Consider the following 25,232-nt stretch of genomic DNA (forward strand, 5'->3'; position numbering starts at 1 on the left):
TCAGGCGCCCAGCAAGCTGCGGCAAGCGTCCACCAGCGCCGCGCATTGTGCCGGTGTGCCTATGCTGATGCGCAGGTGCTGCTCGATACGCGGCAGCCTGAAATGACGCACCAAAATACGTTGTACCCGCAGGCCCGCGGCCAGGGTCGCCGCATCATGGTCAGGATGGCGCACCATCAGGAAATTGGTCTGCGAAGGCAAGACCTCAAAACCCAGGGCCTGCAGTTGCTGGCGCAACAACTCGCGGGACGCGATCACGGCCGCCCGGGTGGTTTCAAAATAAGCGCTGTCTTCGTAAGCCGCCACCGCGCCGGTCAGCGCCAGCCGGTCCAGCGGGTAGGAGTTGAAGCTGTCTTTGACCCGCTCCAGCGCCTCAATCAAATGGCGCTGGCCGGCAGCAAAACCCACCCGCAAACCCGCCAGCGAACGCGACTTGGACAAGGTCTGGACCACCAGCAGGTTGGGGTAACGCTGAATCAGACCCAAGGCGCTCTCGCCGCCAAAATCCACATACGCTTCGTCCACCAGCACCACCCGATTGGGCTGCAGCTGCAGCAACAACTCGATCTGCGCCAGCGGCAAACCGCAGCCGGTGGGCGCATTCGGGTTCGCGATCACCACACCGCCGCAAGCCGCCTGATACTGCGTCACATCAATACCCATGGCCGCATCCAGCGGGACCTGCGTCACCGCTATGTCGTACAGCCCGCAGTAGACCTTGTAAAAGCTGTAGCTGATGTCCGGCATCAGGAGGGGCAAGTCCTGGCGGAAAAACGCAAAGAAGGCGTGCGCCAGCACTTCGTCCGAGCCGTTGCCTGCAAACACCTGGCCCATATCCAGACCATGGCAGCTTGCCACCGCCTGCCGGAAGGCCTTGGCCTGCGGATCGGGATAGAGTTGCAAACCGTCTTGCGCTGCCGCCGTGATGGCGGCTATGACCCGGGGCGAGGGCAGGTAAGGATTTTCGTTGGTGTTGAGCTTGATCAGGCCAGCGATGGCGGGCTGCTCGCCCGGTGTGTAAGGCACCAGTTCCCGAACCGAGGGACTCCAGAACGAGGACATGGTCAGCAGGCGGGAGGCACGCTCAACCCAGCAGGCGCGCCAGGGTCAGCAAGGCCAGCAACACCATCCAGAGCACCACGGAGCGCCAGACCAGGCCCACAATGCTACGCAAATGGGCCACTTCGGGCTCGCGGCCGGGGGTGCTTTCGGTGGCGGCAGGGCCGGCATCACCGTTGGCCTGAAAACCCTGGGCGGTATCGGTCGCAAACGTGGTTTTCAAGGCTTCGCCGCCCAGCCGCACATTGACCGCGCCGGAGGTCGCGGCCAGGATCACGCCGTCGTTGCGATTGCCCGCATCGGCCGGCAAACGTTGCGCGTAATTGCGCCAGCCGTCGATCGCGTCTTCAAAACTGCCCACCACCGCAAAACCCAGCGAGGTCAGGCGGGCCGGCACATAGTCGATCACCTGCCAGGCTTGCGCCGCGGCATGTTGCAGGGCCGGACTGGCGCCCTCGCCGGTCGATTTGCTTTTGTAGGCCCAATACCGGGACACAAACTCGCTCAGGCGGTACAAGACCGCGCCGGCCGGCCCCAGGCCCAGCGCGGCCAGCACCGAGAACCAGGCCAGCACGCCAAACACATGGCGGTGTGCGGCCAGCACCGAATACTCGATCACGTGGCGGACAATTTCGCTGCGCGGCAACTCGCTGGCATCGACCTGGCGCCACTGCGCCAGCAACTCGCGTGCACTGTCCTCGTCGCCGTCGTCCAGCGCGTCGCGTATGTCGGTGAAATAGTGGCTGAACTGGCGAAAACCCAGGGTGACATAAAGCACGCCCACGCTCCAGGCCAAGGCCAGCACCACGTTGACGCTCCACAGCAGCCAGTGAATCGCCAGTGTGAGCACTGACGGCACCACCACCGCCATGGTCCAGACCAACCAGCCATGCTGCGGCTGACCGGCGTCCAGGCTGCGGCTGGCCCAACGCACCCAGCGGCGCAAACTGGCGTGGATGACATTGCCACGGGCCAGCGGCCTGGCCTGTTCAATGATGAGAGCGAGCAAAACGGCGAAAAAACTCATGCCAAATCATAACGCCCCCACGGTCGCGCACTGCGTGTCGCTCCCTGCCCCCCTAGGGGGCCGCTGCGCCTGCGGTCTGGCGGAGCCAGTCCCGCGACCCCTGCTTGAAGGGGAGAGCCCCTCATCATCCGATCTTCAGGCGCTTAGGAAGCGGTAGAGGTTGCGCAACATGCCGGCGGTGGCGCCCCAGATGTAACGCTCCTTGCTGTCGCCGACGTCCGTGCCGGTGTAGGGCATGGACAGCCACTGGCGGGTGCTGCCATCAAACTCGAACTCGTGACGCTGGTGATTAGCAGGGTTCATCAGGTAACGCAGGGGCACCTCAAAAACATCGGCCACCTCGGCCGGGTTGGGCTGCAAGACAAAGCCAGGCTGCACCAGCGCGACCACCGGCGTGATGATGAAGGCGGTGCCGGTGACGTAGGTCGGGAGTATGCCCAGCACTTCCACATGTTCGCGGATCAGACCGATTTCCTCATGCGCCTCGCGCAAGGCCGTGTCCACGGCATCGTGGTCGGTCGCGTCGGTCTTGCCGCCGGGGAACGCAACCTGGCCGGCGTGGGTTGTCATGTGGCCGGCCCGTTCGGTCAGCAGCAGCGTGAGTTCATCGCGCATCACCAGCGGAATCAGTACCGCCGCCAGCGCCGGCTCGCGGTTGGAAAACTTTTTCTCGACGCTGTGCTCCGGCGTCCAGAACGGCGGGTGCCGAAAACGCTGGCGCAAGGCCTGCGGCGTCAGCGCCTCTGCCGGCACGCCAGACAAATGCGTGTCAATGCCGATCACCGGGATGCTGCGGGGATCGAAGGCGGGCAGAGGCTTGGTGAAGGGGGTGCTGCTCATACAGAATCCAAGGGTAACAGTGTATGAATCCCCTGCGCGCTAGTGGGCACCTTCCAGGGCATCGTGTGGCGCCCCCATGTGTGCGGATGGGGGCACACCCGCCTTCGGCATGTAACGCAAGGTCAGCGCCCAGAGCGCCAGCGCCAGTCCGCTCACTCCCGCGCCCAGCAGGCAGACGCCCGTCCAACCGAAAGCCGCATAGGCGGCGGTCGAAGCCATGGCCCCGAGACCGCTGCCGACCGAATAAAACAGCATGTAGCCAGCCACCAGCCGGCTATGGGCTTGCGGCTGCGTCCTGAAAATCATGCTCTGGTTGGTCACATGGATGGCTTGGCCGCCCAAGTCCAGCGCGACGATGCCGATCACCAGCCACCACAGCGAGTGGGTGCCGAACCACAGCGGCAGCCAGGAGGCCAGCAGCAGCAACAACGCCATGCCACTGGTTCGCTGACCCAGACCGCGATCGGCCCAGTGCCCTGCCCGCGCCGCGGCCAAGGCCCCCACCACACCCACCAGTCCGAACGCCCCGATGAGCGTGTACGAGAACGCATAAGGCGGCGCGCGCAAGGGCAAAACCAATGCACTCCAGAAAACGCTGAACGCCGCAAACATCAACAAGGCGATCAAGCCACGGATTTGCAGCACCCGTTCATGGCGCAGCAGCGTGAACATCGACAGAATCAACTGTCCATAGGACAGCCGCCGCGAAGGCGGAAGCTGCGCGGGCAACACCCGCCACAACATCACACCCAGCACCAGCATCACGACGGCCGAGAAAAAATAGACCCCGCGCCATCCGGCCAGATCGGCGATCACCCCAGCCTGCACACGCGCCAGCAACAAGCCGATGACCACGCCACCCTGGGCGACACCCACCACCCGACCGCGCTCGGACGGTGCGGCGGCGGTGGCGGCGTAGGCGATCAACCCTTGCGTCATCGCCGTACCCAGCAGGCCGACGGCCAACATGCCCATCAACAAGGTCATGGATGAGCTCGCCAAACCGACGCCCACCAGTGCCACCACCAGCGCCGCCAACTGCATCAGCATCAGGCGCCGCCTATCCATCCGATCCCCCAGCGGCACCAACAACAGCAGGGCCAGCCCGCAACCGACCTGGGTGGCCGTGATGACGCCGCCGACGGCCGCATGGCTGATGGCAAAGTCTGCGGCCAGTGTATCCAGCAGTGGCTGGGCGTAATAAACATTCGCCACGCTCAGGCCACTGGCGCAGGCCAACAGGGCGACCAGAAAAAACGGCATGGCGGCCGCCGCACCGGACCGTGCGTCTTGATGGGCACGCATGAGCCATCCTTTCATTCATCTAGTTTCAAATAAAGACCAGTTTGATTGTAGCCAAACCAGTCTTAAAATGAAACCAATCACAAAAAAGGTGCTTATATGGCCAAACGTCAAGACAAGCCAGACGAAACCTGCCCCGTGGCGCGCGCAGTCGATCTTGTGGGGGATCGCTGGTCCTTGCTGCTGGTGCGTGACGCCTTCGATGGCACGCGCCGGTTCAGCGATTTCCAACGCGGCTTGGGCGTGGCGCGCAGCATCCTGGCGGATCGCTTGCGCGGTCTGGTCGAGGCCGGTATTTTCGAAGTGCAGCCGGCGTCCGATGGGACGTCCTACCAGGAATACGTTCTGACGCCCCAGGGCGAGCAGCTTTTCCCGGTCGTGGTCGCGCTTCGGCAATGGGGTGAACAACATTTGTTCGAGCCTGGCCAAGCGCATTCGCAATTGGTCGAAACAAGCTCAGGAAAACCTCTAGGCTGGATGCAGCCCATGGCGGCGGACGGTCGTGTTATTGCGCCGGGCGCAGTGAGCGTGAGAAAAGTTCAGTAATGGCGGCCAGCGCATAAGGAACGGCGAGGAAAACGCCGGCCTGCGGTGATCTCTCCGGGAACTCGCCATGGCGAGCCGCCCTGCGAGCGGGCACAAAAAAGCCGCTCGGATGAGCGGCTTTTCGAGGGCAGAACTGCTTTTACGCAGCCTTGGCGCCCAGCTTTTCCTTGATACGTGCCGACTTGCCGCTGCGCTCGCGCAGGTAGTACAACTTGGCGCGACGCACGTCACCACGACGTTTGACTTCGATCTTGGCGATCAGGGGGCTGTAGACCTGGAAGGTCCGCTCGACGCCTTCGCCATTGGAGATTTTGCGCACGATGAAGCTGGAGTTCAGACCGCGGTTGCGCTTGGCAATCACGACGCCTTCAAAGGCCTGCACACGCTTGCGTGTACCTTCAACCACATTGACGCTGACAATCACGGTGTCGCCGGGGGCGTACACAGGGATGGTCTTGTTCAAGCGGGCAATTTCTTCCAACTCAAGAGTTTCGATCAGATTCATAAAAATTCCATCTCACTTGTTTTTTCGTTCATACACGCGCTGCACTAAAGACCGCAAATCCATGGACACATCGTTGATGGTCAAGATGGTTGCAGTGGCCGCCAGAGGACCGAAAAGCCTTTGATTATATGGCACTTCCATAAATCCATTTTTCGGGCGAATTGCGTCGTTGCGCGGTGCTCGCAATCCTCATGTACCCAAGTACATTCCGGGTGCTGCGCTCCGTGCGCCTAGCACTTCATCCCGAAACCCTGAATTTCTGGAAATGCCACGAGGCAATTCACGCGTCTTGCTCGGGGTCTTCGATCAAATCAGCCAGAAAAACCTCATCGCTGGCGCTCAAATGGCCGGCAATTCGCGCTTTTTGTACCAGTTCCGGGCGATGGCGCTGGGTCAGGGCCAGCCGCTGCTCGCGGCGCCAGCGCTCGATATGCGCATGGTTGCCCGACAAAAGTTTGTCCGGCACGGCTTGCTCACGCCAGGTCTCGGGCCGTGTGTAATGCGGGCAATCGAGCAGGCCGTCCAGGGCCGGGTTGAAGCTGTCGAACTGGTGGCTGCCTTCGTCATTGAGCACACCCGGCTGCAGCCGCGCCACCGCGTCCAGCAAGGCCATGGCCACAATTTCGCCGCCCGACAGCACAAAGTCGCCCAGGCTGATTTGCTGGTCCACATAGGTGTCGATAAAACGCTGGTCCAGGCCTTCGTAACGGCCGCAAATCAGCACCGCGCCGCTGCTGGCCGACCAGGCTTCCACCCCGCTGTGGTCCAGCGCACGGCCGATCGGCGAAAACAGCACCACCGGGGCCTGCTGGCCGGCAGGCTCGGCGCGTTCAGCACGAAGGGTTTCCAGGCAACGGGCCAGCGGCTCGGCCATCATCACCATGCCGGGGCCGCCGCCAAAGGGACGGTCATCCACACGGCGATAACTGCCGTCGGCAAAATCGCGCGGACTCCAGAGTTTGACCTCGACCAGGCCGGATTCGTAGGCACGGCGTGTCACGCCGCTTGTCAAAAACGGCGCGAACAGCTCGGGGAAAAGGGTGATGACGTCAAAACGCATGGAAGTCTATTTTGCACCGGACCGCCACGAACCAGCTCAGGACGAGCGGATATGAAGCGAACGACCGCAGGGAGTTCGTCTTTTTCAAGCAGGGGCCGCGGGTCCGGCTCCGCCGGCCCGCAGGCGCAGCACCCCCTCGGGGGGCAGCGAACCACACGAAGTGGGGAGCGTGAGGGCTCTAATAGTCAGGCTGCCAGTCCACCGTGATGGTTTTACCCGGCAGATCGACGGCATCCACATAAGCCGCCACAAAGGGGATCATGCGCTCCAGGGTCTGACCCTCTTCGGTGTATTCGACACACAGCACAGAATGCGGGCCGGTGGCCATCAGGTCGCGCACGCAGCCCAGGGCCACACCTTCGCGGTTGAGCACGTTCAAGCCCAACAGGTCGACCCAGTAATACTCGTCTTTGCCGGCTTTCGGAAAACTGCTGCGCGGCACAAAAATGCGTGCGCCACGCAAAGCCTCGGCCGGCGTGCGGTCATCGATGCCTTCGAATTTGGCAACGACGGAGTCGGAATGGGTTTTGGATTCGGTGACGCCCAAAATCACCGTGCCGGCAAAGGCATCAAAGCCAGGCCGGTGTTTGGCATCGGGCGGCTGGAGATACCAGCGGCCAGAAGAAAAAAGCGCCTCGGAGGAGGCGCTGTGGGCCAGGACCTTGACCCAGCCCTTGACGCCCCAGGCATCAAGAATGCGCCCAACTTCAACCGCATCATCCGGCAAACCGGACGGCTCAAGGCCAGGCAGCATCTAAACCTCTACGCTCAGGCGGCTTTGGGAGCAGCGGCAGCGCCCTGCTTGACCAGGCGCTCCACGGTCGGGGATGGCTGTGCGCCAACGCCGAGCCAGTGGGTCAGACGGTCCTGCTCGATGCGCAGACCCTCTTCGCCACCTTTAGCGATCGGGTTGTAAAAACCGATGCGTTCGATGAAACGGCCATCGCGGCGAACGCGTTTGTCAGCCACAACAATATTGAAAAAGGGACGGTGTTTAGAACCGCCGCGCGAGAGTCGGATGACGACCATGATTTATCCTTCGGGTGGTGAGGTGAAATAAATCACCCCAAAATGTTCCTGCAGCGCTTGAGACACACGACATGGCACCCGGCCAGCGAAATGCTGCAAAGCCGCAGATTATAACCCGCGGCCCGAGATTTCCCCCACAACGACTTTCCAGCCCTCCTTTTTAACCATTGCCATGACCCTGATACGACCCTGCCGCGACGACGATCTGCCTGCCATCACCGCGATTTATGCGCACCACGTGTTGCACAGCACCGGCACCTTTGAAACCGAACCGCCCAGCGTGGCCGACATGGGCTCACGCCGCGCCGACGTCTTGTCCAAAGGCCTGCCCTACCTCGTCGCCGAGGACCAAGGTGTGGTGGTCGGTTTTGCCTACGGCAACTGGTTCAAACCCCGGCCGGCTTACCGCTATTCGGTGGAAGATTCGATTTACCTCGCGCCCGACCAGCAGGGCAAAGGCCTGGGTCGCGCGCTGTTGAGCGAGTTGCTGGCGCGCTGCGAATCCGCTGGCATACGCAAGATCATGGCGGTCATTGGCGATTCGGCCAATGCCGGCTCGGTTGGCCTGCACCGCGCGCTGGGTTTCACACAAGTCGGCGTGGTCGAGGCCTGCGGGTGGAAAATGGGGGCCTGGCGTGATATTGTGATCATGCAAAAAACGCTGGGTGCCGGCGACACCTTGCCGCCCCCGGACGCCACGCCGTCCGCCTCTTCCTCCCCTCCATGACTGTCTCCACTGCCTCCATGAACAAAAACAAAAACAAAACGCTGGCCACCTGGCTGGCGTTTGTCGTCGGCCAACTCGGCCTCCATCGCATCTACCTTTACGGCTGGAAAGACCTGTTCGCCTGGCTGCACCCGCTGGCGGCCGCGCTGGGCTGGTGGGGTGTCCAGCGGGTGCAGATGTATGGCCAGGACGACCATGTGGCCTGGATGCTGATTCCGCTGCTCGGTTTCACCCTCGCGGGCACGGCCTTGACGGCTATATATTACGGCCTGATGGCGCCCGAAAAATGGAATGCGCAACACAACCCGTCGGCCGAGCCAGACGCCGCTGCAGGCAGGACCAACTGGCTGACCATGGGCGCCATCGTGCTGGCCTTGCTGTTCGGCACCGTGGCCCTGATGTCCAGCATCGTCTTCAGCTTTCAGCGTTACTACGAGTACCAGATCGAAGAAGCCAGGAAAATCAGCCAATAAAAAAGAGCCTCACGGGGCTCTTTTTATTTGGGGATGGACAGCGTGATTAAAACAGCTGCAGGCTGACCCAATAACCGATGGCCGCGACAAACGCCGAGGCCGGGATCGTGAAAATCCAGGCCCAGACGATGTTGCCGGCCACACCCCAACGCACGGCAGACGCACGCTGGGTGGAACCCACGCCCACGATAGCGCCGGTGATGGTGTGTGTGGTCGACACCGGAATGCCCAGGGCCGTGGCCAGGAACAGGGTCAGGGCACCGCCGGTTTCCGCGCAGAAACCACCCACGGGTTTGAGCTTGGTGATTTTTTGGCCCATGGTTTTCACGATGCGCCAGCCGCCAAACATGGTGCCTGCGGCAATGGCGACGTAACAACTGACAATCGCCCAGGTCGGCGGCGAGCTGTCGCTGGCCGAGGAATAACCGGTGGCGATCAGCAGCATCCAGATGATGCCAATGGTTTTTTGTGCATCGTTGCCGCCGTGGCCCAGACTGTAGGCACCGGCCGACACCAGTTGCAGGCGCCGGAACCACCGGTCCACCTTGGACGGTGTGGCACGTCGGCACACCCAGGCCACCACCACCATCATGATCGAACCCAGCAAAAAGCCCAGCAAGGGTGAAACAAAGATGAAAGCCACGGTCTTCAGGATGCCACCCGAGATCAGCGAGTGTGCACCCGCCTTGGCAATCACCGCGCCGACAATGCCGCCTATGAGGGCGTGTGAAGAACTGCTCGGGATGCCGTAATACCAGGTCACCAGGTTCCAGGTGATGGCGCCTATCAGCGCGCCGAACACCACGTGGGTATCCACCACCCCCGGCTGCACAATGCCTTTTCCCACCGTGGCGGCAACGCTCAGGTGAAAAATGAAGATGGCGATGAAGTTGAAGGAAGCCGCGAACAACACGGCCTGGCCGGGTTTGAGTACGCCGGTGGACACGACGGTGGCAATCGAGTTGGCCGCGTCGTGAAAGCCATTCATGAAGTCAAAAGCAATGGCCAGGAACACCAGCAATGCCACAACCCACAGGGCAGTTTGTACGGTTTGCATGCGCGCCCCGAACGATCAGGAATTTTCGAGGACGATGCCCTCGATCAGATTCGCCACATCCTCACACTTGTCGGTGATGGTTTCCAGCAACTCGTAAATCGCCTTGAGCTTGATCACTTCGCGCACATCGGGCTCTTCGCGGAACAGCTTGCTCATGGCCGAACGCATGACGCGGTCGGCGTCGGACTCCAGCTTGTCGATTTCTTCGCAGGTCTTGAGCGCCGCCTCGGCCGTGGCCGCGTCGCTGAGCTTGTCGATCAGCGCCACCGCGTCTTTCAGACGCTCGCAACATTTGACGCTGAGGTCGGTCAGACGCACGATCTCGTCGGTCATGTGGCGCACGTCGTAAAGCGCCATGGTTTCGGCGGAATCCTGGATCAGGTCGGCCACATCGTCCATGGTGTTGATCAGCGAATGGATTTGTTCGCGGTCAATCGGCGTGATGAATGTCTTGTGCAACATGCGGTTCACCTCGTGGGTGATGCGGTCCGCCGCACGTTCGGCGTTGTCAACCTCGCGGTTGTAAGCCTCGCGTTTTTCAACGTCGTTGTAATGGACCACCAGATTGGAAAACGCATGGGCCGCTTCCACGATGCGATCCGCATGCTGGTTAAATAACTCGAAAAAATTGCCTTCGCGCGGCAGCAATTTGCCAAACAGCATCTTCAACTCCTGGGGGGTGTATGTCGGGGATATGACAAATTTGTGACTTCCCCGAGTTTAACCGCCGGGCTGAAATAGCCCCCACGCTTGTCACTTCGTGTAGGTAGCTGCCCTGTCTTCTGGGAGCGGCCCATCCGAAATTTGATCGGGCATTTCTTTCAACTACTACGAAAAATAAAATAAACCGCGCCCACCATACACAACGCCGCCCACAAATAATCGAGTTTCAGCGGCTGGTCCAGGTAAAACACCGCAAAAGGCACAAACACCACCAGCGTGATGACCTCCTGCATGATCTTGAGTTGCCCGACGTTGTACATCGTGAAGCCGATGCGGTTGCCCGGCACCTGCAGCAAATACTCGAACAAGGCAATGCCCCAGCTGACCAGCGCCGCGATGTACCAGGGCGAGGTCGCCAGGTTTTTCAGGTGGCCATACCAGGCAAAGGTCATGAAAACATTGGACAAAAGCAGCAAGCCGATGGCCTGCGCGGAAATGGGAAGCGATTGCAAAAATTGCATAAAAATCTCCGTTCGGGTTAGTCCAGCCGGGGCACCAGCAAGACCACCAAGGTCAAGGTCAGCAGCGCCAGCACCGTGGACACCGCCACGCTGGCCGTCGTCAGTTCTTCCGCGACTTCGTACCGCTGTGAAAACAAAAACACATTCGCGCCAATCGGCAAGGCGGCAGCCACAACCATCACCATCATGGGCACACCACCGACACCCAACACGCGGCACAACAGCCACACCAGCAAGGGATGGGCGAGGTTCTTGAGGCTGGCCAGCGCCAGCGCCTGGCGCCAGTGTTTGCCCACCGGCGTGCTGGCCAGCATCACACCCACCAGCACCAGCGCCAGCGGCCCGAAAGCGTTGCCCAGCAGCTCCAGCGGCTTGTCGATCAGCACGGGAATCTCCAGCGAAGTCTGCGCAAACAGCAGGCCGCAAATGATGGGAAGCGGCACCGGGTGCAGCACGGCATTCTTGAAAGCCGCCAGCACCGTCATCACGGAACGCCTGTGCATGGCCGCCCGGTCCTGGCTCGCGCCCGGCTGCTGGCTTTGCTCGCGCGCCACCGCGAGTTCCAGCACCACCGTGGCACTGGTCAGCAACACCAGCGAATGCACGGACACCAAGGTCAGCAAGGTGATCAGGCCTGTCGGGCCGTACATCAGGCCAATCAGGGCAATGCCAATCATCACCGTGTTGGAAAACGTGGCGGCCAGCGCCAGCACCGCGGCACGGCGGTTGAAGCCTTGCACCAGCAAGGTGCCGCCAAACAAAAGGAAGGCGGCCAGAAAGTAGGCGGCCACCGGTTTGAAGTCGAGCTGCTCGATGTGCACCTTGCTCATGGTGCGAAACAAAAGCGCCGGCGTGAGCAGAAAAAATACCAGATTTGCAAGATCTTTTGTGGCGCCAGCCCTTATCCAGCCTGCGCAGCCAGCTATAAAACCAATAGCAATCAGAAGAACCACGGGAAACAGGGAAGCAACAACGGGCGAATTCATTGGGTGATCTTAGCTGCGGCTTCGGGCTTGAGTTGTTGGTGGCGTGGACTTTTATCGGTGCTTCGAGCAGGCCGGGTCTCGGCCCGGCGGCCGACTTACTTTCTCTTGCTTCGCCAAGAGAAAGCAAGCAGAGAGAAGGCGACCCCGCTGTCTGCGTCCCTGCGCTTCGCTCCGGCAACCTGCGGTGCTCGGTCCAGTCGGGGTTGGGCGCGGATTCGGGCGCGGGAATGGATTCCGGCATGCGCCGGAATGACAAGCGGGGACTGTCATTCATGCACGCGGTTGCAGCACACAAGGCCAAATGAAGTCCCCCTCCATCGCCCAGCGGGGCGAGGGAGGGGTTAGGGGTGGGAGTGGGGAGTCCGTCCTACTGTCCAAGACAAGCCACAAAAGCAGCGTGACGCCGGCAAGCAGGTCTCAACCCAACCTCTTAAAAAGCAACCTGCAAACCCACCTTCAAACTCCGCCCCGGCAAGGGTGCTTTCGGAAACGCTGTGCTGGTCAGCACCGAGGTTGCGCTGTAGGCAAGCTTGTTGGTGATGTTGTCTAGCCGGGCGTACCACTGCAAGGTGGCGGCACCGGCCTTGACGCGGTAAGTGGCGGCGGTGTTCCACAAGGTGTAGGCGCCGGTTTCGCCCACGGGTGGCGTCGGCACACGGGATTGCGCGGCCAGGTGGTCGAAGCCCACAGTCGCGCCCCAGGGCCCGCTGGCCCACAACAGCGACGCGCCCACGCGCCATGGCGCAATCCGCGGCAGCGGCAGGCCGTTGCTGAGGTTGGTGGCACGCACCATGTCGCCGCGCAGCGCCAGGTCCAGCGTCGAGGCGGCCTCACGCAAGCGGATGTTGCCGCTGGCCTCGATGCCGGTAAACCGCGCACGCACCTGCTCGTACTGGAACTGCGCCAGCGGCTTGAACTCGGCGCCCGAAGCGGTGAAGCCTGGGTTGCCGGGATCTTCCACCGGGTTGAGCGCGCCGTCTTCGGCGTTACGTGTGACACCCGGCGTCTGGTTCAGCGCAATGTAGTTTTTGAACTGGCTGACATAGGTGTTGATCTTGAAGCTGTGCCCGCCCGACTTCCAGGCCGCGCCCACGTCGAGGTTGCCGGATTGCTCCTTGCCCAGATTCGCATTCCCCACTTCATAAGCAGCGGTCGCAATGTGCGGACCGTTGGCAAACAGCTCGTAGTCTTTGGGCGCACGTTCGGTGTACGCGAGGTTGCTGGTGATCTGCCAGTTCGGTGCGGCATTCCACAAGGCGCCCAGCGCGTAACTGCCGGGCTTGAAGTCTCGGGTCGCCGGCGTGAAACGCGGCACCAGCGGGTTGCCCAGGGATTCGACCTTGACCGATTCCAGGCGCCCGCCCGCGCTGAGTTTGCCCCAGCTTGTACCCAGTTCTTCATACGCAATCACGGCCGACTGCGAGGTTTTGCTGTGGGGTGCAAAAGCCTCCGCGCCGTCGGCGGAAAAACGGTTGGACTCGGTCTGAAAACCCAAGACGCCGTCGAGCTTGCCGATTCTGGCGTGGCGCGCTTCCAGCCTGAAATCGCTGCCCTGGTTCTTGAACACCGTGCCGGGATTCGCACCTTCAAACTCGGTGTGGCGGTAGTCGGTCTGGCTGTATTGGCCCTTGATGCTCTGCAGCGGCCCGTTCAGGTCGCGCACTTCGCCTTCGATGGCGTAACGGTCTGACTTCATGCCTATCGTCACATTGTCTTCGGCCACCGTGCCATAGGTGCTGCGGTAGGTATTGGCCGAGGCGCCCAGGTAACCGTGGTCAAAAAATACCGAACCACCGACCGCCCCGCCGCTGACATTGCTGGCCGAATTGCAGATACGCCGCGCCGTGGTCGTGATGCCGTCCTTGGTGCAGGCCAGGTCCACCGGCGCCTTCACGTCGCCGGTCTGGCGGTCAAATGCGTCCACGTGCAGGCTGTAGCGGTTGGTGCCCGTTTCCAGCAACGCGGCCTTGCCGCGCTCTGCGTTGCCACTGGCGGCGTTGACATCCATCTTGCCGCTGATGCCGCCCTTCTCGTCGAACTGCGCTTCGCGCGGAATGCGGTTGTCGATGACGTTGACCACACCGCCGACGGCGCTGCCGCCGTACAGCAGCGCCCCCGGGCCGCGCAACACCTCGATGCGTTCTATGCTCAGCGGATCGCTGGTGACCGCATGGTCGTAGCTGAGGCTGGACGCATCCAGCGAGCCGCCGCCGTTGGCCAGAATGCGGATGCGGTCGCCGTCCAGCCCGCGGATGACGGGCCGGCTGGCGTTGGGGCCGAAGTAGGTGCTGCTGACGCCGGGCGTGCCGTCCAGCGTTTCACCCAACGTGGTTTTGGAGCGCAGCAACAGGGCGGTGCCCGAATACTGCGTGGCCGGCGCGATCAGATCGGTCGTGCCCAGCGGGTTGCCGGTGACGGTGATTTCTTTCAGGCTGGGCGCGGCGGTCTGCGCCTGTGCCAGCGAGCAGCCGAGGGCCAGCAAGCTCAGGGAAGCCGTGCTGATGGCGCTGCGAGGGAATGATTTTTTCATGATGACTCGTTGAATCGAAGAACGGAAACACCAAACCGCAGCCGCATAGGCTGCGCATGGCGACTTCAGGGGGATTCAGCGAGCCAGGGGCGGACCGCGCGCTTCAAAAAGCGCGGCCCAGCGGGCGAGGACTTCGCCCTCTAAAAAATGAAAAACAAAAGACGACAACACCATAGGCAAAGCCAGCAAGGGCAACGCCGGCACCACATCGCTGTGGCTGAGCTGGTCGAACACGCGGCAATCCGAGGCATTGCTGTGCGCGGAAAACAAATCGTCCAGCCAGCCGTGGTGGTGAGCCTGGCCATCGGCCTCAATCAATTGCACCTGCGCCGTGGGATGGGCGCCGTCCGTCCGATGCACCAGGCCGTGCATCAGGCCCAGCATGGGCGCGAGCAGAAACACCAGGGCTAAATAGCCCCAGGCCGCTCGTTGTGCCATCCGCCTGAACATCATTGGGTTTTACTTCACGGCCACCGCATCGCTGATGCGGTAATACAGGCCATAAGGATCGTCATTCAACACCTGGAACTGGCCCTCGACCACCACCGGCTCCATGCTGTATTTCACCGGCGTTTTGGTCTTGACCTCGACCATGCTTTCGGGACCGCCCGGCACGCAGAAAGAGCAAGTCAGCGGCACCGAGGCCAGCAGGAAATGCCGCTGCTTTTCGCCCGCGTCCAGCGGCATCATGACGCCCTGGATACGCTGGGTTTTCTGGTGCAGGCTGGTCTGGCCGGCGCTAAACACCGGCAGGATGCGGTTTTTTTCTTTTTTGGTTTTCACGTCGGTCAACACCGACCAGGCGATCACGTCGGCGCGCTGCGGCAGCGGTGCGAACGGACTGTCGACCCCATGCACCCCCGCGCCCTGCCCGACCGGCAAGGCCGTGGCGCCGGGTGCAGTAGCCACCGGTTTGCTGCTGCCCGCAGGCAGGGGCGAACTCAATTGCGCGTGCACGCAACCGGCGGCCAGCAACAGGCCCAGCAGCGATAACCTGACGGCGGTGGGATCAACAGGGCTCATGGGTTTCTCCAAAAAGAGCAACAAACCGGGCTGCAGTTAATGCGCGTGTTTCATACCGCAGTATTTTCCTACAGCCAGGCCTTTGCAGGAAGCCTGCAGCTCTTTCATGCAAATGTCTTCCTTTTTACCCGACGCCAAGCATTTGGCGGCGGCCTCGTGGGCGGCGGCCATGGCCTGATGGCGCTGGATGTCGGCCTGGGTTTCCTTGTCGCTGTGCTGCGCATGTGCTATCGAAAAGGTAGCTGCCAACGCAATTGCGGCAAGGGCTACAAGCCTGTTTTTTACAAATTTATGGATCATGGGACATTTACCTCGATTGCAAAAGCTCAAACACATTGACCCGGTAGGCCTCGTAAGCGGGCAGCAGCGCCGACAACAGCGCCACCCCCACGGCCAGCGCCGGCACCGCGATCAGCTCGACCGGCCACGCCATCGCGCCCATCAAAAATGATTTATCCAGTTGCAACAGCCAGGCGAGCAGCGCCATCAGCCCCTGCCCCGCCAGCACGCCTATCACCGTGGCCAGCAGCGCCAGCCACAAGGCTTCGCACAAAAGCAGCGCCGCCACCTTGCGCGGCGGCGCGCCCAGCATACGCAACAGCGCCAAATCGGCGCGGCGTTCGCGCACGGCGCTCCACAAGGCGATAAACACACTCAAACCGGCCGTCAGCAGCAACACACCGGCCAGGGCGCGCAACACATCGGTGCCGACACCCACCATGTTCAGCAGGCGCGTGATTTCCAGCGCGGGCGCGGCCGCCTGCATCTCGGTGCTGCTGTTGACAAAACGCGGGAAGGTCACCGCCGCCAGCGGCGTGCGGTACTGGATCAGCGCCAAGGTCACCTCGCGCTCTGCTTCGAGCAGCTGGCGGTCTTCGTCGTCGAGCGCGGTGTCGCCCTGGTGCGCAGCTTCGTGCACCTGCCAGACCGAGGCCGAATCTGTCAGCACCAGCCGGTCCAGCACCGAGCCACTGACCGCCAGCACGCCGCTGACCACATAAGGCGTCTGGCCATGCGCCTCCCCGCCACCGCCCAGGCCGTGGTTGCCGGCAAAACGGTCGCCCACCTTTAAGCCGCTCTGCGCCGCCACCTGCGCACCCAGCACCGCCTGCATGGGCGCCGCCCAGACGTCGCCCTGCGCGAAGCGGGCCTGGTAATGTATGAGGTAGTCCGGCGTGGTGCCCACAATGCGAAAACCGCGAAAGCTGTCGCCCATGCTGATGGGAATAAGTTTGGCCACCTGCGGGTGTTTCTGCAGCGCTTGCACGGCGGCCAGCGGTACATTGCCGGTCGGCACATCGAGCTGGAACACCCCCGACAAAATCAGCTGCATCGGGCTGCCCTTGGCGCCTACCACCACATCAATGCCGGCCAGGTCGCGCTCGAAAGCCTGGTTGATCTGGTGGCTCACCAGCAGCACAAAGGCCAGAGATGCCAGGCCCAGGCTGAGCAGCAACACATTGAGCCCGGCGGCCAGCGGCCGCGACCACAGGTAGCGCCATGCCATCGCTATTGTTTTCATAGCTGGTTACGCTCGAGGGATAAGGGCCGGAAGCCGATTTGAGCATCAAGACTGGCCGCAATGCGGCTATCGTGGGTGGCGATCACCAGCGTCGCCTTGTAGCGACTGGCCGTGGCTTGCAGCAGCGCCACCGCCTGCCGCGCCGCCTCGTCGTCCAGGCTGGCCGTGGGTTCGTCAGCCAGAATCACCTGTGGCTGCAGCAGCACGGCACGCGCCAGCGCCACCCGCTGCGCCTGGCCGCCCGAAAGCTGCGCTGGTTTGCGCGCGGCGAGGTCTTGCACATCCAGCGCCGTGAGGACCTCTGCAATACGCCGCTCGTCCTGCGCCTGCCCGGCCGCCCACTGCGCCATCGCGAGGTTGGCGTGCACCGTCAGGGCGCTGCTGAGATGCAATTTTTGCGGCAAAAAACCTATGGTTTTGGCACGCCAGGCATCCCCAGCCACCTTGCCCAACGCTGTCAAAGACTGACCGGCCACCGTGATGTCGCCCGCGCCCGGCGTCAGCAACCCGGCCGCCAGCGCCAGCCAGGTGGATTTGCCGGAGCCCGAGTCGCCACGCAGCAACAACACGCCGCCCTGCGCCACATCCATGTCCTCAAAGCGAAGCTCAGGGCTGCCAGCGTACTGGTAGGCCAGTTGCCGCGTGCGGATCACGCGGCCGCGCCCTGACCGTGATGATTGGATTTTCCCGTCGCGCAGTCGGCGCACACGCCACGCACGGCAAAGTCCAGGCTCATGCCTTGGTAACCCAAGGCCTTGAGCGCCTCCAGCGCCGTTTCGGCCGCCCGTTCCAGATCGTCGGTACTCGCCTGCAGCGCCGTCGCCAGCGGGCTGTCGCGGTGGCAGCTCTGGCATTCAAAATGCGGCATCGCATGCACGCCGACCGGCATGGCCTGATAACGCCGCACCCGGCTGGCATCCACGCGGCACAACAACAGGCCGACTTGTGTGAGGCGGTCTATCAGGCGGTAGAGGGTGACGCGATCCAGGACCGCGCTGTCGGTCGTATCGCCCTCACCCGCCAGCGCCGCCTGCAACTGCGCATGCGTGTAGCTCGTGTCCGGATGTGCCAGCAACCAGCCCAACACCCGGCGCGCCGCGTTAGTGCGGCGCAGGCCATGGGCGGACAGCAGGGTGTCGATGGGGTCGGATGGGGAAGGCATGAGCGCGAGAGGAAGTGATGACAATTAACGCAATAGAGTTGCATTATTACCGAACTGGCTGGCTGGACCGATTTTGGTGGCGACTGCATCTATTTACCGTGCAGCCGTCCCACAAGCCGGCGTGGAACTATCGCTCGACGCAAGGACTTCTTGACGGAAGTGTTAGCCGTCTGTCTTGACCGAGCCATCTGAGAAATGAACTGCTCTGATGGCAAACATGCCTTGAGCTTTGTCAAAGGCCAGAATGATCTTTAAGGCAGGTACGTGATTTACATCCAAGGCATTCAAGTAGTCAGAGACCATGAGCATGCCGCCGTACAGTTTCTCAATGGAAAGGCAACTTGACTCCATGCCACGAAGAGGCACGAACAGCACTTGCGCACTATGGCCGCAGTAGTCAATATGCTGAAGATAATCGCAACTGATTCCCCTCGTACTAAGACTGCCAAACCGTCTTTGAAAAAAGTCTGTGACTGCCGGCGCGATCTTTGAGCGAAAAACGTCTTCCCACGCTGGCTGAAGAACGGCGACAGCGACGCTAACAATAAGTGCGACCGTCTCAGGCGACGCCCCTTTCCGGACGATTTTTCCAACTGACACGTATCCGTCTTCGAACACCTCGTCAATCAACGATAAATCGTTGTAGTGAGGGTGGGGCAGAAAAACTTCAATACGCTCCTGGCTTTGACTATTGCGCAACTTTTCCATGTACGAGAAGCTGAAGCCTCCAAATTTTGGGTCGACGCCGTCACCTTCCAAGAACACGTCCCCGACGAGGTGCCAGTCGTCAGGGCTCGTTTGGTCTGCAATCACACGAAGGTTCTCGATATAGCCGATTACAGGGAGTGAAAGGTCGTGATGCTGATTCAGCGGCAACCTCTTTCCTGCGTAGGCCGCCGCGTAGTTCTCCAGCACATTTTTCGAATTTCGCTCGCCCTGTCGATCAAGTCGCGTCCCGGCGAGTATCTGGCTTGGGATGGTTTTCATAATGTTTGTAGACGTCTAACGAACGCTTACCTCAAGAACTGCTGTATGACTTGGCAATTGCGAATTAATCTGGAAAACTTTCTCATCGCCAAGTCCTCGCCAGACAAAGAATTTCAGCACATTGGGGAATGCAGCGGGGTCGATAAAACTGCGACCAAACACCGCAGATCATAGGCGTGAAACCTGATCCACCCCATCCTAGGATGGAGGAGAATCCACACCACCGTCGCCAACCAGCTTTCATCCAGGCGTCGCACACACAAGCCACCATGAACGACACATCTGAAACAACGCCAGCCGTTACCCAACGCCCCACCCACCTCCGAGTCCACACCTACCACGGCTTGGCCCCCGGCCCGCGCCTGCTGGTCCTGGGCGCCGTGCATGGCAACGAAGTCTGCGGCGCCAAAGCCATCACCCAACTGCTGAAAGAAATAGACAAGGGCCAACTCAGCATCGAACGTGGCACGGTGACTTTTGTGCCCGTCACCAACCCGCTGGCCTATCAGCTCAAGCAGCGTACCGGCGACCGCAACCTGAACCGCAACATGGCGCCGAGTGCGATTCCGCAAGACTTTGAGGACCGCATTGCCAATGTGTTGTGTCCGCTGCTGGACTCGCACGATGCACTGCTGGACCTGCATTCCTTCCACACCGGCGGCGCGCCCTTTGTGATGGTGGGCCCGCAGAACAACACCGGCACGCTGGAGCCCTTTCGCCACGCGGCGGAAGAAATGCAGTTGGCCCTGCACACCGGGCCGCACCGCATTGTGGAAGGCTGGCTGGACACGTATGCGCGTGGTGTGCAGCGGCGTGCGGCGACAGCCCCTGCAGGCGGCGCTGCCCGCGCACAAACGCTGGTGACCAACCCGAACTACGGCGTTGGCACAACGGAGTACATGCGTTCACGCGGTGGTTATGGTGTGACACTGGAATGCGGCCAGCATGACGACCCGCATGCGGTCCAGGTGGCCCGCCATGCGATTTTGCAAACGCTGGCCTTGCTGGGTCTGGTGTCGCTGCCGCTAAAACCCGAGCCCCAGGCGCGAGAAATCCTGCGCCTGGTGGATGTGGTGGACCGCGAACACATTGGCGACCGGTTCAGCCGTGAATGGCGCAGCTTTGACGCGGTAAAAACCGGCGAAGTGATTGGTGTGCGTTACAGCGGCGAGGAGATCAAGGCACCGGAAGACGCGTTTGTGGTGTTTCCCAACCCGCGTGGCGAGCCCGGCCAGGAGTGGTTTTACCTGGCCACGCGTCGGGCCTAAGGCGCCGTGATGGCTCCCGGATCGCGTCCGGGATGACAGACCACGCTGCGCTCAGGCCTTCGCGTATTCTGCAAAGGTCTTGCGAAACTTCGCCACCTTGGGGCCGGCCACCGCCACGCAATAACCCTGGTGCGGGTTTTTCTCGAAGAAGTCCTGGTGGTAGTCCTCGGCCGGCGAGTAGTTGGTGAGCGGCAGCACCTCGGTCACCACCGGCTTGCCGAACAACTTTTGCTGGTTCAGTTCGCTGACCATGTCTTCGGCGACCTGTTTTTGCTCGGGCGTCGAATAATAAATACCGCTGCGGTACTGCGTGCCGCTGTCGTTGCCCTGGCGGTTCAAGGTGGTCGGGTCGTGGATGGCAAAAAAGATTTCCAAAATCGCGCGCAGGCTGATCTGCGCCGGGTCATACACCAGCTTGACCACCTCGTTGTGCCCGGTGGTGCCGGTGCAAACCTGCTCATAGCTGGGCTGGCTGACGTGGCCGTTGCTGTAGCCGGATTCGACGTCAAGGATGCCGCGCACCTGCACAAACACGGCTTCGGTGCACCAGAAGCAGCCGCCGCCCAGGGTGATGGTTTCAGTTGTCATGGTCTTGGCTCCGGGGTTGGATTCGTCTAAGGCCCTACTGTAGTCGCCTCTGTTTGCCACAGGACGCCGTGGGGCTTATGCAGAGGTTTTGGGTAGCGCCAGTTTTCCGTTTTTCGCCTGCCGCGCTGCCTCGATCTGCATCACCGCCAGAAAAGCCGTGAGCGCCGCGTTGTCGTGTGTCGTTTTCCAGATGCAATACGACTGCGAATGCGCGACGCCCGCATCCAGCGGCACAAACACCACGCCACCCAGCGCCGAATGGCGCAAGGCCGCCGGCACCAGCGCCACACCCAGGCCTTGCGACACCAGCGACACCACACTGAGCCAGTGACGCACCTCGTGGCGCACCTCGGGGTACAGGCCCGCATCGGTGCAGATGGCCAGGATGCGTTCGTAGTAGTCCGGCGACACACTGCGCGCGAACATCACAAAAGACTCGCCCTGCAGCAGTTGCAGTGGCAAGGACCGCTTGCGCGCCAACGGGTGGTCGGCCGGCAGGCAGCAGACAAAAGGTTCGCTCGCAAACAGCTGATGCTGCATCTCTGCCGGCAGCCGGGTGCTGTGGACAAAACCCACGTCGAGCTGGTCATGGGCGAGCTCGACCAGTTGGTCCTGCGAATTGAGCTCTTTGAGCACCACCCGCAGCAAGGGGTGCTGCGCCTGGAACTTGCGCAGCATCTGCGGCAGGCCGCGGTACAACATGGCGCCCACGAAGCCGATGTGCAGCCGCCCCGCCAGCCCCTGCTCCACATCCCGCGCATGGCGCGCCGCTTCGCCCGCCTGCTCCAGCACGGCGCGTGCACGCGGCACAAACGCCTTGCCCGCGGCCGTCAACCGCACCTCCTTGCTGTTGCGCGTGAACAGGCGCGCACCGACCGACGCTTCCAGTTGCTGGATGTTCAGACTCAGCGGCGGCTGCGAGATGGACAAACGGCGTGCCGCCCGCCCGAAATGCAGTTCTTCGGCCAGGACCAGAAAGTAGCGCAGGTGGCGAAATTCCATGATTAAAAAATTATATCGTTCAAGCGATATTCAATATTGGACATGAATGATTGCGGGGCAAACAATGCGCCAAGAAGCCACCCCATCCTGCGACGGCAATTCCCCAACCCACCAAATTATTCAAGGGCGACACCATGATCGACACAGTGATAAAAAACCCGGCGCGCTGGGCCGCCGCCATGGCCTTGCTGGTGACTAGCCTGCAGGCAGGCGCACAGACTGCGCCCAAGTTTCTGGATGCCCAGGCCAGCGACCCGGTGACGATGGGGTGGATGGCGGGTTCTCCGCCGCCCGCCGACAAACTGATTCAGTTCGGCGACGGCTCATTCCGGAAGTTTCCGCAGATACGCTGGTCCTTTTCCAACTACCGCCAGTTTGTACCGACCAGCAACATGGCACGCGGCACCGGGCCGGTCAGCGTGTTGCCCATGGCCGCGCGCCAGGACCTCGACAGTGTGAGTTTTCAGGTGCTCGGAACGGGCGAGACCATGACCTGGGCGCAATCGTTGGGCGCCAATTACACCGACGGCATCGTGGTGTTGCACAAGGGCCGCATCGTTTACGAGCGCTACTTCGGTGTGCTCAAACCCCAGGGCTCGCACATCGCGATGTCTGTGACCAAGTCCTTCATCGGCACTCTGGGCGCCATGCTGGTGGCGGAGGGGGTGATCGACGAGAACGCGCTCACCTCGACCTATGTTCCCGAACTCAAGGACACCGGTTTTGGGGACGTCACCGTGCGTCAGTTGCTCGACATGACCACCGGCATCCAGTACTCCGAGAACTATGCCAACCCCAAGGCTGAAATTTTTAACCACACGCGTGCCGGCGGCGTGATACCCAGACCGTCCGACTACGAGGGGCCCAAGTCCTTTTACGAGTTCCTGCTGACGGTCAAGAAAGAAGGTGCACACGGCCAGGCCTTTGCGTACAAGACGGTCAACAGCGACGCGCTGGGCTGGGTGATACGCCGCGCCACCGGCAAGTCCATCGGCGACAACCTGCAGGAGCGCATCTGGCGCAAGCTCGGTGCCGAGCAGGACGCCTATTTCACGATCGACAGCACGGGCACTGAATTCGCCGGCGGCGGGCTGAACGCCAGCCTGCGCGACATGGCCAGGTTCGGCGAAATGATGCGGCAGGGTGGCTACTACAACGGCCAGCAGATCGTGCCCAAGAAGGTCTTGACCGACATCCGCAACGGAGGCGGCAAGGCCGAGTTCGCCAAAGCGGGCTACAAAACGCTGCCGGGCTGGAGCTACCGCGACATGTGGTGGGTCTCGAACAATGAACACGGGGCCTATTCGGCGCGCGGCGTTCATGGCCAGGCGATTTATATCGATCCCAAGGCTGAAATGGTCATCGCCCGCTTCGCCTCGCACCCGGTGGCGGGCAACCCGGCCAACGACCCCACCTCGCTGCCGGCCTACCACGCCTTGGCCAAACACCTGCTGGCCCATCCGCAGTAGAGGGCGTGCCGCCTGGCCGAAGTACAGCGCTTCGGCCAGGGCCGGAAAGTAGCGCCAAATGGCGAAACTCAATGATTAAAAAATCATATCGTTCAAGCCATATTCGATATTAGACAAATATTTTCGCGAGGCGAACAATGCGCCAAGGAGACCTGCTCATCATGTCCACGCCCCAGCCAGAAACAGCCAGCCACCCGGTGCCCGACCAGCACGGTGTCAACCTCTACACCACAGACCCCGGCCTGCGCGCGCTGCTGCAGGTCTACCTGCCGCCCGAGCTGGTCACGCACCTGACGCCGCATCTCGAACGGCTGGGCGCGCTGGCGGGCGGCACGCTCGACGATCTGGCGAACACCGCCGACAAAAACCCGCCGGAACTGCAGGTCCGCTCGCGCAGCGGGCGCGACGAACAAAAGGTCATCAAACACCCGGCTTATGTCGAGATGGAGCGCCTGGCCTTCGGCGAATACGCGCTGGCGGCGATCTCGCACCGCCAGGACGTGTTGGGCTGGCAGGGCCAGATGCCGTCCATCGCCAAATACGCGCTGACCTACCTGTTTGTGCAGGCCGAGTTTGGGCTGTGCTGCCCGGTGTCGATGACCGACTCGCTGACACGCACGCTGAAAAAATTCGGCACGCCCGAACTGGTGCAACGCTACCTGCCCTCACTCACCAGCCTGGACATGGATGAACTCTCGCAGGGCGCGATGTTCATGACCGAGCAGGCCGCAGGCTCAGACATCGCCGTGACCGAAACCACGGCCAGGCCAGACCCCGAGCATCCCGGCGCCTGGCTGCTGACCGGCGACAAATGGTTTTGCTCCAACCCCGATGCCGCGCTGGCCATGGTGCTGGCGCGAGTGGATGAAGACGGCCAGGGCGGCCAGCCCGGCCTCAAGGGTGTGTCGTTATTCCTGCTGCCGCGTGATCTGGACGATGGCGCGCACAACCACTACCGCATCATCCGCCTCAAAGACAAGCTGGGCACCCGTTCCATGGCCAGCGGTGAAATCCGCCTCGAAGGTGCACGCGCCTGGCTGGTCGGCGAGCAGGGCCGAGGTTTTGTGCAGATGGCCGACATGGTCAACAACTCGCGCCTGTCCAACGGCGTGCGCGCCGCCGGCCTGATGCGCCGCGCGGTCAGCGAAGCTTTTTTCATCGCCCGCAACCGTGAAGCCTTCGGCAAGAAACTGATAGATCTGCCGCTGATGCGCCGCCAGCTCCTGAAGCTGCTGCTGCCCAGCGAACAGGCCCGCACCATGGTGTTCCAGACCGCCGAGGCGCTGCGCCGCGCCGACGCGGGTGATGCCAATGCCTTGCGCCTGGCGCGCATCCTGACGCCGCTAATCAAGTTCCGCGCCTGCCGCGACGCGCGCAAGGTCACCGGCGACGCCATGGAGGTGCGCGGCGGCTGCGGCTACATCGAGGAGTGGACCGATCCGCGCCTGGTGCGCGACGCCCACCTGGGCTCGATCTGGGAAGGCACCAGCAACATCGTGGCGCTGGACGTGATACGCGCGATCCGGCGCGAAGATTCGTTGACGGCGCTGATGGCGCATCTGGAACAACTGCTGGCCGAAACAAAGCTGGACGGCGCGCTGCACGCCAGCCTGCAGGACGTGATGGCAGGCGCCGTGACGCTGGCCCAGGCCGCGGTGGCCGATGGCGGCGAGGCGCTGGCGCGGCGCGCGGCCTCGGCGCTTTATCACACCACCACGGCGGTGGCGATGGCCTGGGAATCGGCGCGCATAGGCACACCCGAACGCCTGCACCTGGCGCAACTGGTGCTGCAACATCGCCTGTTGCCGGCCGATCCGCTGGCCGCCGAACACGAATCATCGACACAGGCCGAAAACCTGTTGCTGGACCTCTGAGCTTCCCTCATC

At 62.0% G+C, this 25,232-nt stretch carries 28 protein-coding genes; 6 read left to right on the forward strand and 22 right to left on the reverse strand.

What is annotated here, in order from left to right; genetic code table 11:
* The 4 genes from hisC to ACHMXK_RS16585 form a co-directional block, all read right to left on the reverse strand.
* The gene (hisC, locus tag ACHMXK_RS16570; RefSeq protein ID WP_397441629.1) at window positions 1–1,062 is read right to left on the reverse strand and encodes a histidinol-phosphate transaminase; all 1,062 of its coding nucleotides are present in this window, start codon (window positions 1,060–1,062) and stop codon (window positions 1–3) included.
* A gap of 22 nt (window positions 1,063–1,084) precedes the next feature.
* Window positions 1,085–2,086 (reverse strand): CobD/CbiB family protein, encoded by a 1,002-nt coding sequence (locus tag ACHMXK_RS16575; protein WP_397441630.1) that lies wholly within the window; start codon window positions 2,084–2,086, stop codon window positions 1,085–1,087.
* Between the two features lie 135 nt (window positions 2,087–2,221).
* A complete protein-coding gene (locus ACHMXK_RS16580; protein WP_397441631.1) occupies window positions 2,222–2,926 on the reverse strand; it encodes a CoA pyrophosphatase in 705 nt (234 codons plus the stop codon).
* 39 nt (window positions 2,927–2,965) lie between these two features.
* Window positions 2,966–4,231, reverse strand: coding sequence for an MFS transporter (locus ACHMXK_RS16585; protein WP_397441632.1), 1,266 nt, complete (start codon window positions 4,229–4,231; stop codon window positions 2,966–2,968).
* A gap of 96 nt (window positions 4,232–4,327) precedes the next feature.
* On the opposite strand from ACHMXK_RS16585, the gene ACHMXK_RS16590 reads away from it, so the two are divergent.
* A complete protein-coding gene (locus ACHMXK_RS16590; protein WP_397441633.1) occupies window positions 4,328–4,774 on the forward strand; it encodes a winged helix-turn-helix transcriptional regulator in 447 nt (148 codons plus the stop codon).
* 139 nt (window positions 4,775–4,913) lie between these two features.
* Here the strand turns inward: ACHMXK_RS16590 and rplS are convergent, their stop codons facing one another.
* From rplS to rpsP, 4 genes are all read right to left on the reverse strand, one after another.
* Window positions 4,914–5,279: a 50S ribosomal protein L19 gene (rplS, locus tag ACHMXK_RS16595; protein ID WP_397441634.1), complete on the reverse strand. Its 366-nt coding sequence runs from the start codon at window positions 5,277–5,279 to the stop codon at window positions 4,914–4,916.
* A 280-nt stretch (window positions 5,280–5,559) separates the two neighbouring features.
* Entirely contained in the window at window positions 5,560–6,339 is a 780-nt protein-coding gene (gene trmD / locus ACHMXK_RS16600; RefSeq protein WP_397441635.1) for a tRNA (guanosine(37)-N1)-methyltransferase TrmD, read from the reverse strand.
* A gap of 178 nt (window positions 6,340–6,517) precedes the next feature.
* A complete protein-coding gene (rimM, locus tag ACHMXK_RS16605; protein WP_397441636.1) occupies window positions 6,518–7,093 on the reverse strand; it encodes a ribosome maturation factor RimM in 576 nt (191 codons plus the stop codon).
* A gap of 14 nt (window positions 7,094–7,107) precedes the next feature.
* Window positions 7,108–7,368, reverse strand: coding sequence for a 30S ribosomal protein S16 (rpsP, locus tag ACHMXK_RS16610; RefSeq protein WP_318406489.1), 261 nt, complete (start codon window positions 7,366–7,368; stop codon window positions 7,108–7,110).
* A 172-nt stretch (window positions 7,369–7,540) separates the two neighbouring features.
* Between rpsP and ACHMXK_RS16615 the strand changes: the two genes are divergently transcribed.
* Together ACHMXK_RS16615 and ACHMXK_RS16620 are read left to right on the forward strand one after the other, a co-directional pair.
* Window positions 7,541–8,095, forward strand: coding sequence for a GNAT family N-acetyltransferase (locus ACHMXK_RS16615; protein ID WP_397441637.1), 555 nt, complete (start codon window positions 7,541–7,543; stop codon window positions 8,093–8,095).
* A 17-nt stretch (window positions 8,096–8,112) separates the two neighbouring features.
* On the forward strand, window positions 8,113–8,568 hold the full coding sequence (locus tag ACHMXK_RS16620) for a hypothetical protein (RefSeq protein WP_397441638.1): 456 nt from the start codon (window positions 8,113–8,115) through the stop codon (window positions 8,566–8,568).
* A 46-nt stretch (window positions 8,569–8,614) separates the two neighbouring features.
* Here the strand turns inward: ACHMXK_RS16620 and ACHMXK_RS16625 are convergent, their stop codons facing one another.
* From ACHMXK_RS16625 to ACHMXK_RS16680, 12 genes are all read right to left on the reverse strand, one after another.
* On the reverse strand, window positions 8,615–9,625 hold the full coding sequence (locus ACHMXK_RS16625; protein ID WP_397441639.1) for an anion permease: 1,011 nt from the start codon (window positions 9,623–9,625) through the stop codon (window positions 8,615–8,617).
* Window positions 9,626–9,640: 15 nt separating this feature from the next.
* Window positions 9,641–10,288, reverse strand: a complete 648-nt coding sequence (locus ACHMXK_RS16630; RefSeq protein ID WP_397441640.1) for a DUF47 domain-containing protein — start codon at window positions 10,286–10,288, stop codon at window positions 9,641–9,643.
* A gap of 158 nt (window positions 10,289–10,446) precedes the next feature.
* Complete coding sequence (locus ACHMXK_RS16635) at window positions 10,447–10,809, reverse strand: DMT family protein (RefSeq protein ID WP_397441641.1); 363 nt, start codon at window positions 10,807–10,809, stop codon at window positions 10,447–10,449.
* Between the two features lie 17 nt (window positions 10,810–10,826).
* Window positions 10,827–11,795 carry an AEC family transporter gene (locus ACHMXK_RS16640; protein ID WP_397441642.1) on the reverse strand — a complete coding sequence of 323 codons (969 nt, stop codon included), beginning with the start codon at window positions 11,793–11,795 and terminating at the stop codon, window positions 10,827–10,829.
* A 430-nt stretch (window positions 11,796–12,225) separates the two neighbouring features.
* Window positions 12,226–14,325: a TonB-dependent receptor gene (locus ACHMXK_RS16645; protein ID WP_397441643.1), complete on the reverse strand. Its 2,100-nt coding sequence runs from the start codon at window positions 14,323–14,325 to the stop codon at window positions 12,226–12,228.
* Between the two features lie 75 nt (window positions 14,326–14,400).
* A complete protein-coding gene (locus ACHMXK_RS16650; protein ID WP_397441644.1) occupies window positions 14,401–14,763 on the reverse strand; it encodes a hypothetical protein in 363 nt (120 codons plus the stop codon).
* Window positions 14,764–14,784: 21 nt separating this feature from the next.
* Window positions 14,785–15,348, reverse strand: a complete 564-nt coding sequence (locus ACHMXK_RS16655) for a DUF3299 domain-containing protein (protein ID WP_397441645.1) — start codon at window positions 15,346–15,348, stop codon at window positions 14,785–14,787.
* Window positions 15,349–15,384: 36 nt separating this feature from the next.
* On the reverse strand, window positions 15,385–15,648 hold the full coding sequence (locus ACHMXK_RS16660) for a hypothetical protein (RefSeq protein ID WP_397441646.1): 264 nt from the start codon (window positions 15,646–15,648) through the stop codon (window positions 15,385–15,387).
* 7 nt (window positions 15,649–15,655) lie between these two features.
* Window positions 15,656–16,870 carry an ABC transporter permease gene (locus tag ACHMXK_RS16665; protein ID WP_397441647.1) on the reverse strand — a complete coding sequence of 405 codons (1,215 nt, stop codon included), beginning with the start codon at window positions 16,868–16,870 and terminating at the stop codon, window positions 15,656–15,658.
* Entirely contained in the window at window positions 16,867–17,523 is a 657-nt protein-coding gene (locus ACHMXK_RS16670) for an ABC transporter ATP-binding protein (RefSeq protein ID WP_397441648.1), read from the reverse strand. Before ACHMXK_RS16670 ends, ACHMXK_RS16665 begins: the two co-directional genes overlap by 4 nt.
* Window positions 17,520–18,032 (reverse strand): Fur family transcriptional regulator, encoded by a 513-nt coding sequence (locus tag ACHMXK_RS16675; RefSeq protein ID WP_397441649.1) that lies wholly within the window; start codon window positions 18,030–18,032, stop codon window positions 17,520–17,522. The genes ACHMXK_RS16670 and ACHMXK_RS16675 overlap by 4 nt, the downstream gene beginning before the upstream one ends.
* Before the next feature lie 162 nt (window positions 18,033–18,194).
* Entirely contained in the window at window positions 18,195–19,019 is an 825-nt protein-coding gene (locus ACHMXK_RS16680; RefSeq protein WP_397441650.1) for a hypothetical protein, read from the reverse strand.
* A 269-nt stretch (window positions 19,020–19,288) separates the two neighbouring features.
* On the opposite strand from ACHMXK_RS16680, the gene ACHMXK_RS16685 reads away from it, so the two are divergent.
* Window positions 19,289–20,287 carry a succinylglutamate desuccinylase/aspartoacylase family protein gene (locus ACHMXK_RS16685; protein ID WP_397441651.1) on the forward strand — a complete coding sequence of 333 codons (999 nt, stop codon included), beginning with the start codon at window positions 19,289–19,291 and terminating at the stop codon, window positions 20,285–20,287.
* Between the two features lie 51 nt (window positions 20,288–20,338).
* Here ACHMXK_RS16685 and msrA read toward each other — a convergent pair whose 3' ends face one another.
* A complete protein-coding gene (gene msrA, locus ACHMXK_RS16690) occupies window positions 20,339–20,875 on the reverse strand; it encodes a peptide-methionine (S)-S-oxide reductase MsrA (protein ID WP_397441652.1) in 537 nt (178 codons plus the stop codon).
* Window positions 20,876–20,950: 75 nt separating this feature from the next.
* The gene (locus ACHMXK_RS16695) at window positions 20,951–21,877 is read right to left on the reverse strand and encodes a LysR substrate-binding domain-containing protein (RefSeq protein WP_397441653.1); all 927 of its coding nucleotides are present in this window, start codon (window positions 21,875–21,877) and stop codon (window positions 20,951–20,953) included.
* 134 nt (window positions 21,878–22,011) lie between these two features.
* On the opposite strand from ACHMXK_RS16695, the gene ACHMXK_RS16700 reads away from it, so the two are divergent.
* Window positions 22,012–23,346, forward strand: a complete 1,335-nt coding sequence (locus ACHMXK_RS16700; protein WP_397441654.1) for a serine hydrolase domain-containing protein — start codon at window positions 22,012–22,014, stop codon at window positions 23,344–23,346.
* A 161-nt stretch (window positions 23,347–23,507) separates the two neighbouring features.
* Complete coding sequence (locus ACHMXK_RS16705) at window positions 23,508–25,220, forward strand: acyl-CoA dehydrogenase family protein (RefSeq protein WP_397441655.1); 1,713 nt, start codon at window positions 23,508–23,510, stop codon at window positions 25,218–25,220.
* Window positions 25,221–25,232 lie beyond the last annotated feature (12 nt).

The organism is Polaromonas sp. UC242_47 (assembly GCF_044452385.1).
GTDB lineage: Bacteria > Pseudomonadota > Gammaproteobacteria > Burkholderiales > Burkholderiaceae_C > Polaromonas.

Bases quoted from the DNA above. Each gene is read 5' to 3' on its own strand.
- ACHMXK_RS16695 (WP_397441653.1), bottom strand. From the start codon at position 21,877: ATGGAATTTCGCCACCTGCGCTACTTTCTGGTCCTGGCCGAAGAACTG.
- rpsP (WP_318406489.1), bottom strand. From the start codon at position 7,368: ATGGTCGTCATCCGACTCTCGCGCGGCGGTTCTAAACACCGTCCCTTT.
- ACHMXK_RS16665 (WP_397441647.1), bottom strand. From the start codon at position 16,870: ATGAAAACAATAGCGATGGCATGGCGCTACCTGTGGTCGCGGCCGCTG.
- ACHMXK_RS16625 (WP_397441639.1), bottom strand. From the start codon at position 9,625: ATGCAAACCGTACAAACTGCCCTGTGGGTTGTGGCATTGCTGGTGTTC.
- ACHMXK_RS16675 (WP_397441649.1), bottom strand. From the start codon at position 18,032: ATGCCTTCCCCATCCGACCCCATCGACACCCTGCTGTCCGCCCATGGC.
- msrA (WP_397441652.1), bottom strand. From the start codon at position 20,875: ATGACAACTGAAACCATCACCCTGGGCGGCGGCTGCTTCTGGTGCACC.
- ACHMXK_RS16705 (WP_397441655.1), top strand. From the start codon at position 23,508: ATGTCCACGCCCCAGCCAGAAACAGCCAGCCACCCGGTGCCCGACCAG.
- rimM (WP_397441636.1), bottom strand. From the start codon at position 7,093: ATGCTGCCTGGCCTTGAGCCGTCCGGTTTGCCGGATGATGCGGTTGAA.
- trmD (WP_397441635.1), bottom strand. From the start codon at position 6,339: ATGCGTTTTGACGTCATCACCCTTTTCCCCGAGCTGTTCGCGCCGTTT.
- ACHMXK_RS16585 (WP_397441632.1), bottom strand. From the start codon at position 4,231: ATGCGTGCCCATCAAGACGCACGGTCCGGTGCGGCGGCCGCCATGCCG.
- ACHMXK_RS16680 (WP_397441650.1), bottom strand. From the start codon at position 19,019: ATGAAAACCATCCCAAGCCAGATACTCGCCGGGACGCGACTTGATCGA.
- ACHMXK_RS16615 (WP_397441637.1), top strand. From the start codon at position 7,541: ATGACCCTGATACGACCCTGCCGCGACGACGATCTGCCTGCCATCACC.
- ACHMXK_RS16575 (WP_397441630.1), bottom strand. From the start codon at position 2,086: ATGAGTTTTTTCGCCGTTTTGCTCGCTCTCATCATTGAACAGGCCAGG.
- ACHMXK_RS16590 (WP_397441633.1), top strand. From the start codon at position 4,328: ATGGCCAAACGTCAAGACAAGCCAGACGAAACCTGCCCCGTGGCGCGC.
- ACHMXK_RS16650 (WP_397441644.1), bottom strand. From the start codon at position 14,763: ATGGCACAACGAGCGGCCTGGGGCTATTTAGCCCTGGTGTTTCTGCTC.
- ACHMXK_RS16580 (WP_397441631.1), bottom strand. From the start codon at position 2,926: ATGAGCAGCACCCCCTTCACCAAGCCTCTGCCCGCCTTCGATCCCCGC.
- ACHMXK_RS16620 (WP_397441638.1), top strand. From the start codon at position 8,113: ATGAACAAAAACAAAAACAAAACGCTGGCCACCTGGCTGGCGTTTGTC.
- hisC (WP_397441629.1), bottom strand. From the start codon at position 1,062: ATGTCCTCGTTCTGGAGTCCCTCGGTTCGGGAACTGGTGCCTTACACA.
- ACHMXK_RS16700 (WP_397441654.1), top strand. From the start codon at position 22,012: ATGATCGACACAGTGATAAAAAACCCGGCGCGCTGGGCCGCCGCCATG.
- rplS (WP_397441634.1), bottom strand. From the start codon at position 5,279: ATGAATCTGATCGAAACTCTTGAGTTGGAAGAAATTGCCCGCTTGAAC.
- ACHMXK_RS16655 (WP_397441645.1), bottom strand. From the start codon at position 15,348: ATGAGCCCTGTTGATCCCACCGCCGTCAGGTTATCGCTGCTGGGCCTG.
- ACHMXK_RS16630 (WP_397441640.1), bottom strand. From the start codon at position 10,288: ATGCTGTTTGGCAAATTGCTGCCGCGCGAAGGCAATTTTTTCGAGTTA.
- ACHMXK_RS16640 (WP_397441642.1), bottom strand. From the start codon at position 11,795: ATGAATTCGCCCGTTGTTGCTTCCCTGTTTCCCGTGGTTCTTCTGATT.
- ACHMXK_RS16685 (WP_397441651.1), top strand. From the start codon at position 19,289: ATGAACGACACATCTGAAACAACGCCAGCCGTTACCCAACGCCCCACC.
- ACHMXK_RS16660 (WP_397441646.1), bottom strand. From the start codon at position 15,648: ATGATCCATAAATTTGTAAAAAACAGGCTTGTAGCCCTTGCCGCAATT.
- ACHMXK_RS16645 (WP_397441643.1), bottom strand. From the start codon at position 14,325: ATGAAAAAATCATTCCCTCGCAGCGCCATCAGCACGGCTTCCCTGAGC.
- ACHMXK_RS16635 (WP_397441641.1), bottom strand. From the start codon at position 10,809: ATGCAATTTTTGCAATCGCTTCCCATTTCCGCGCAGGCCATCGGCTTG.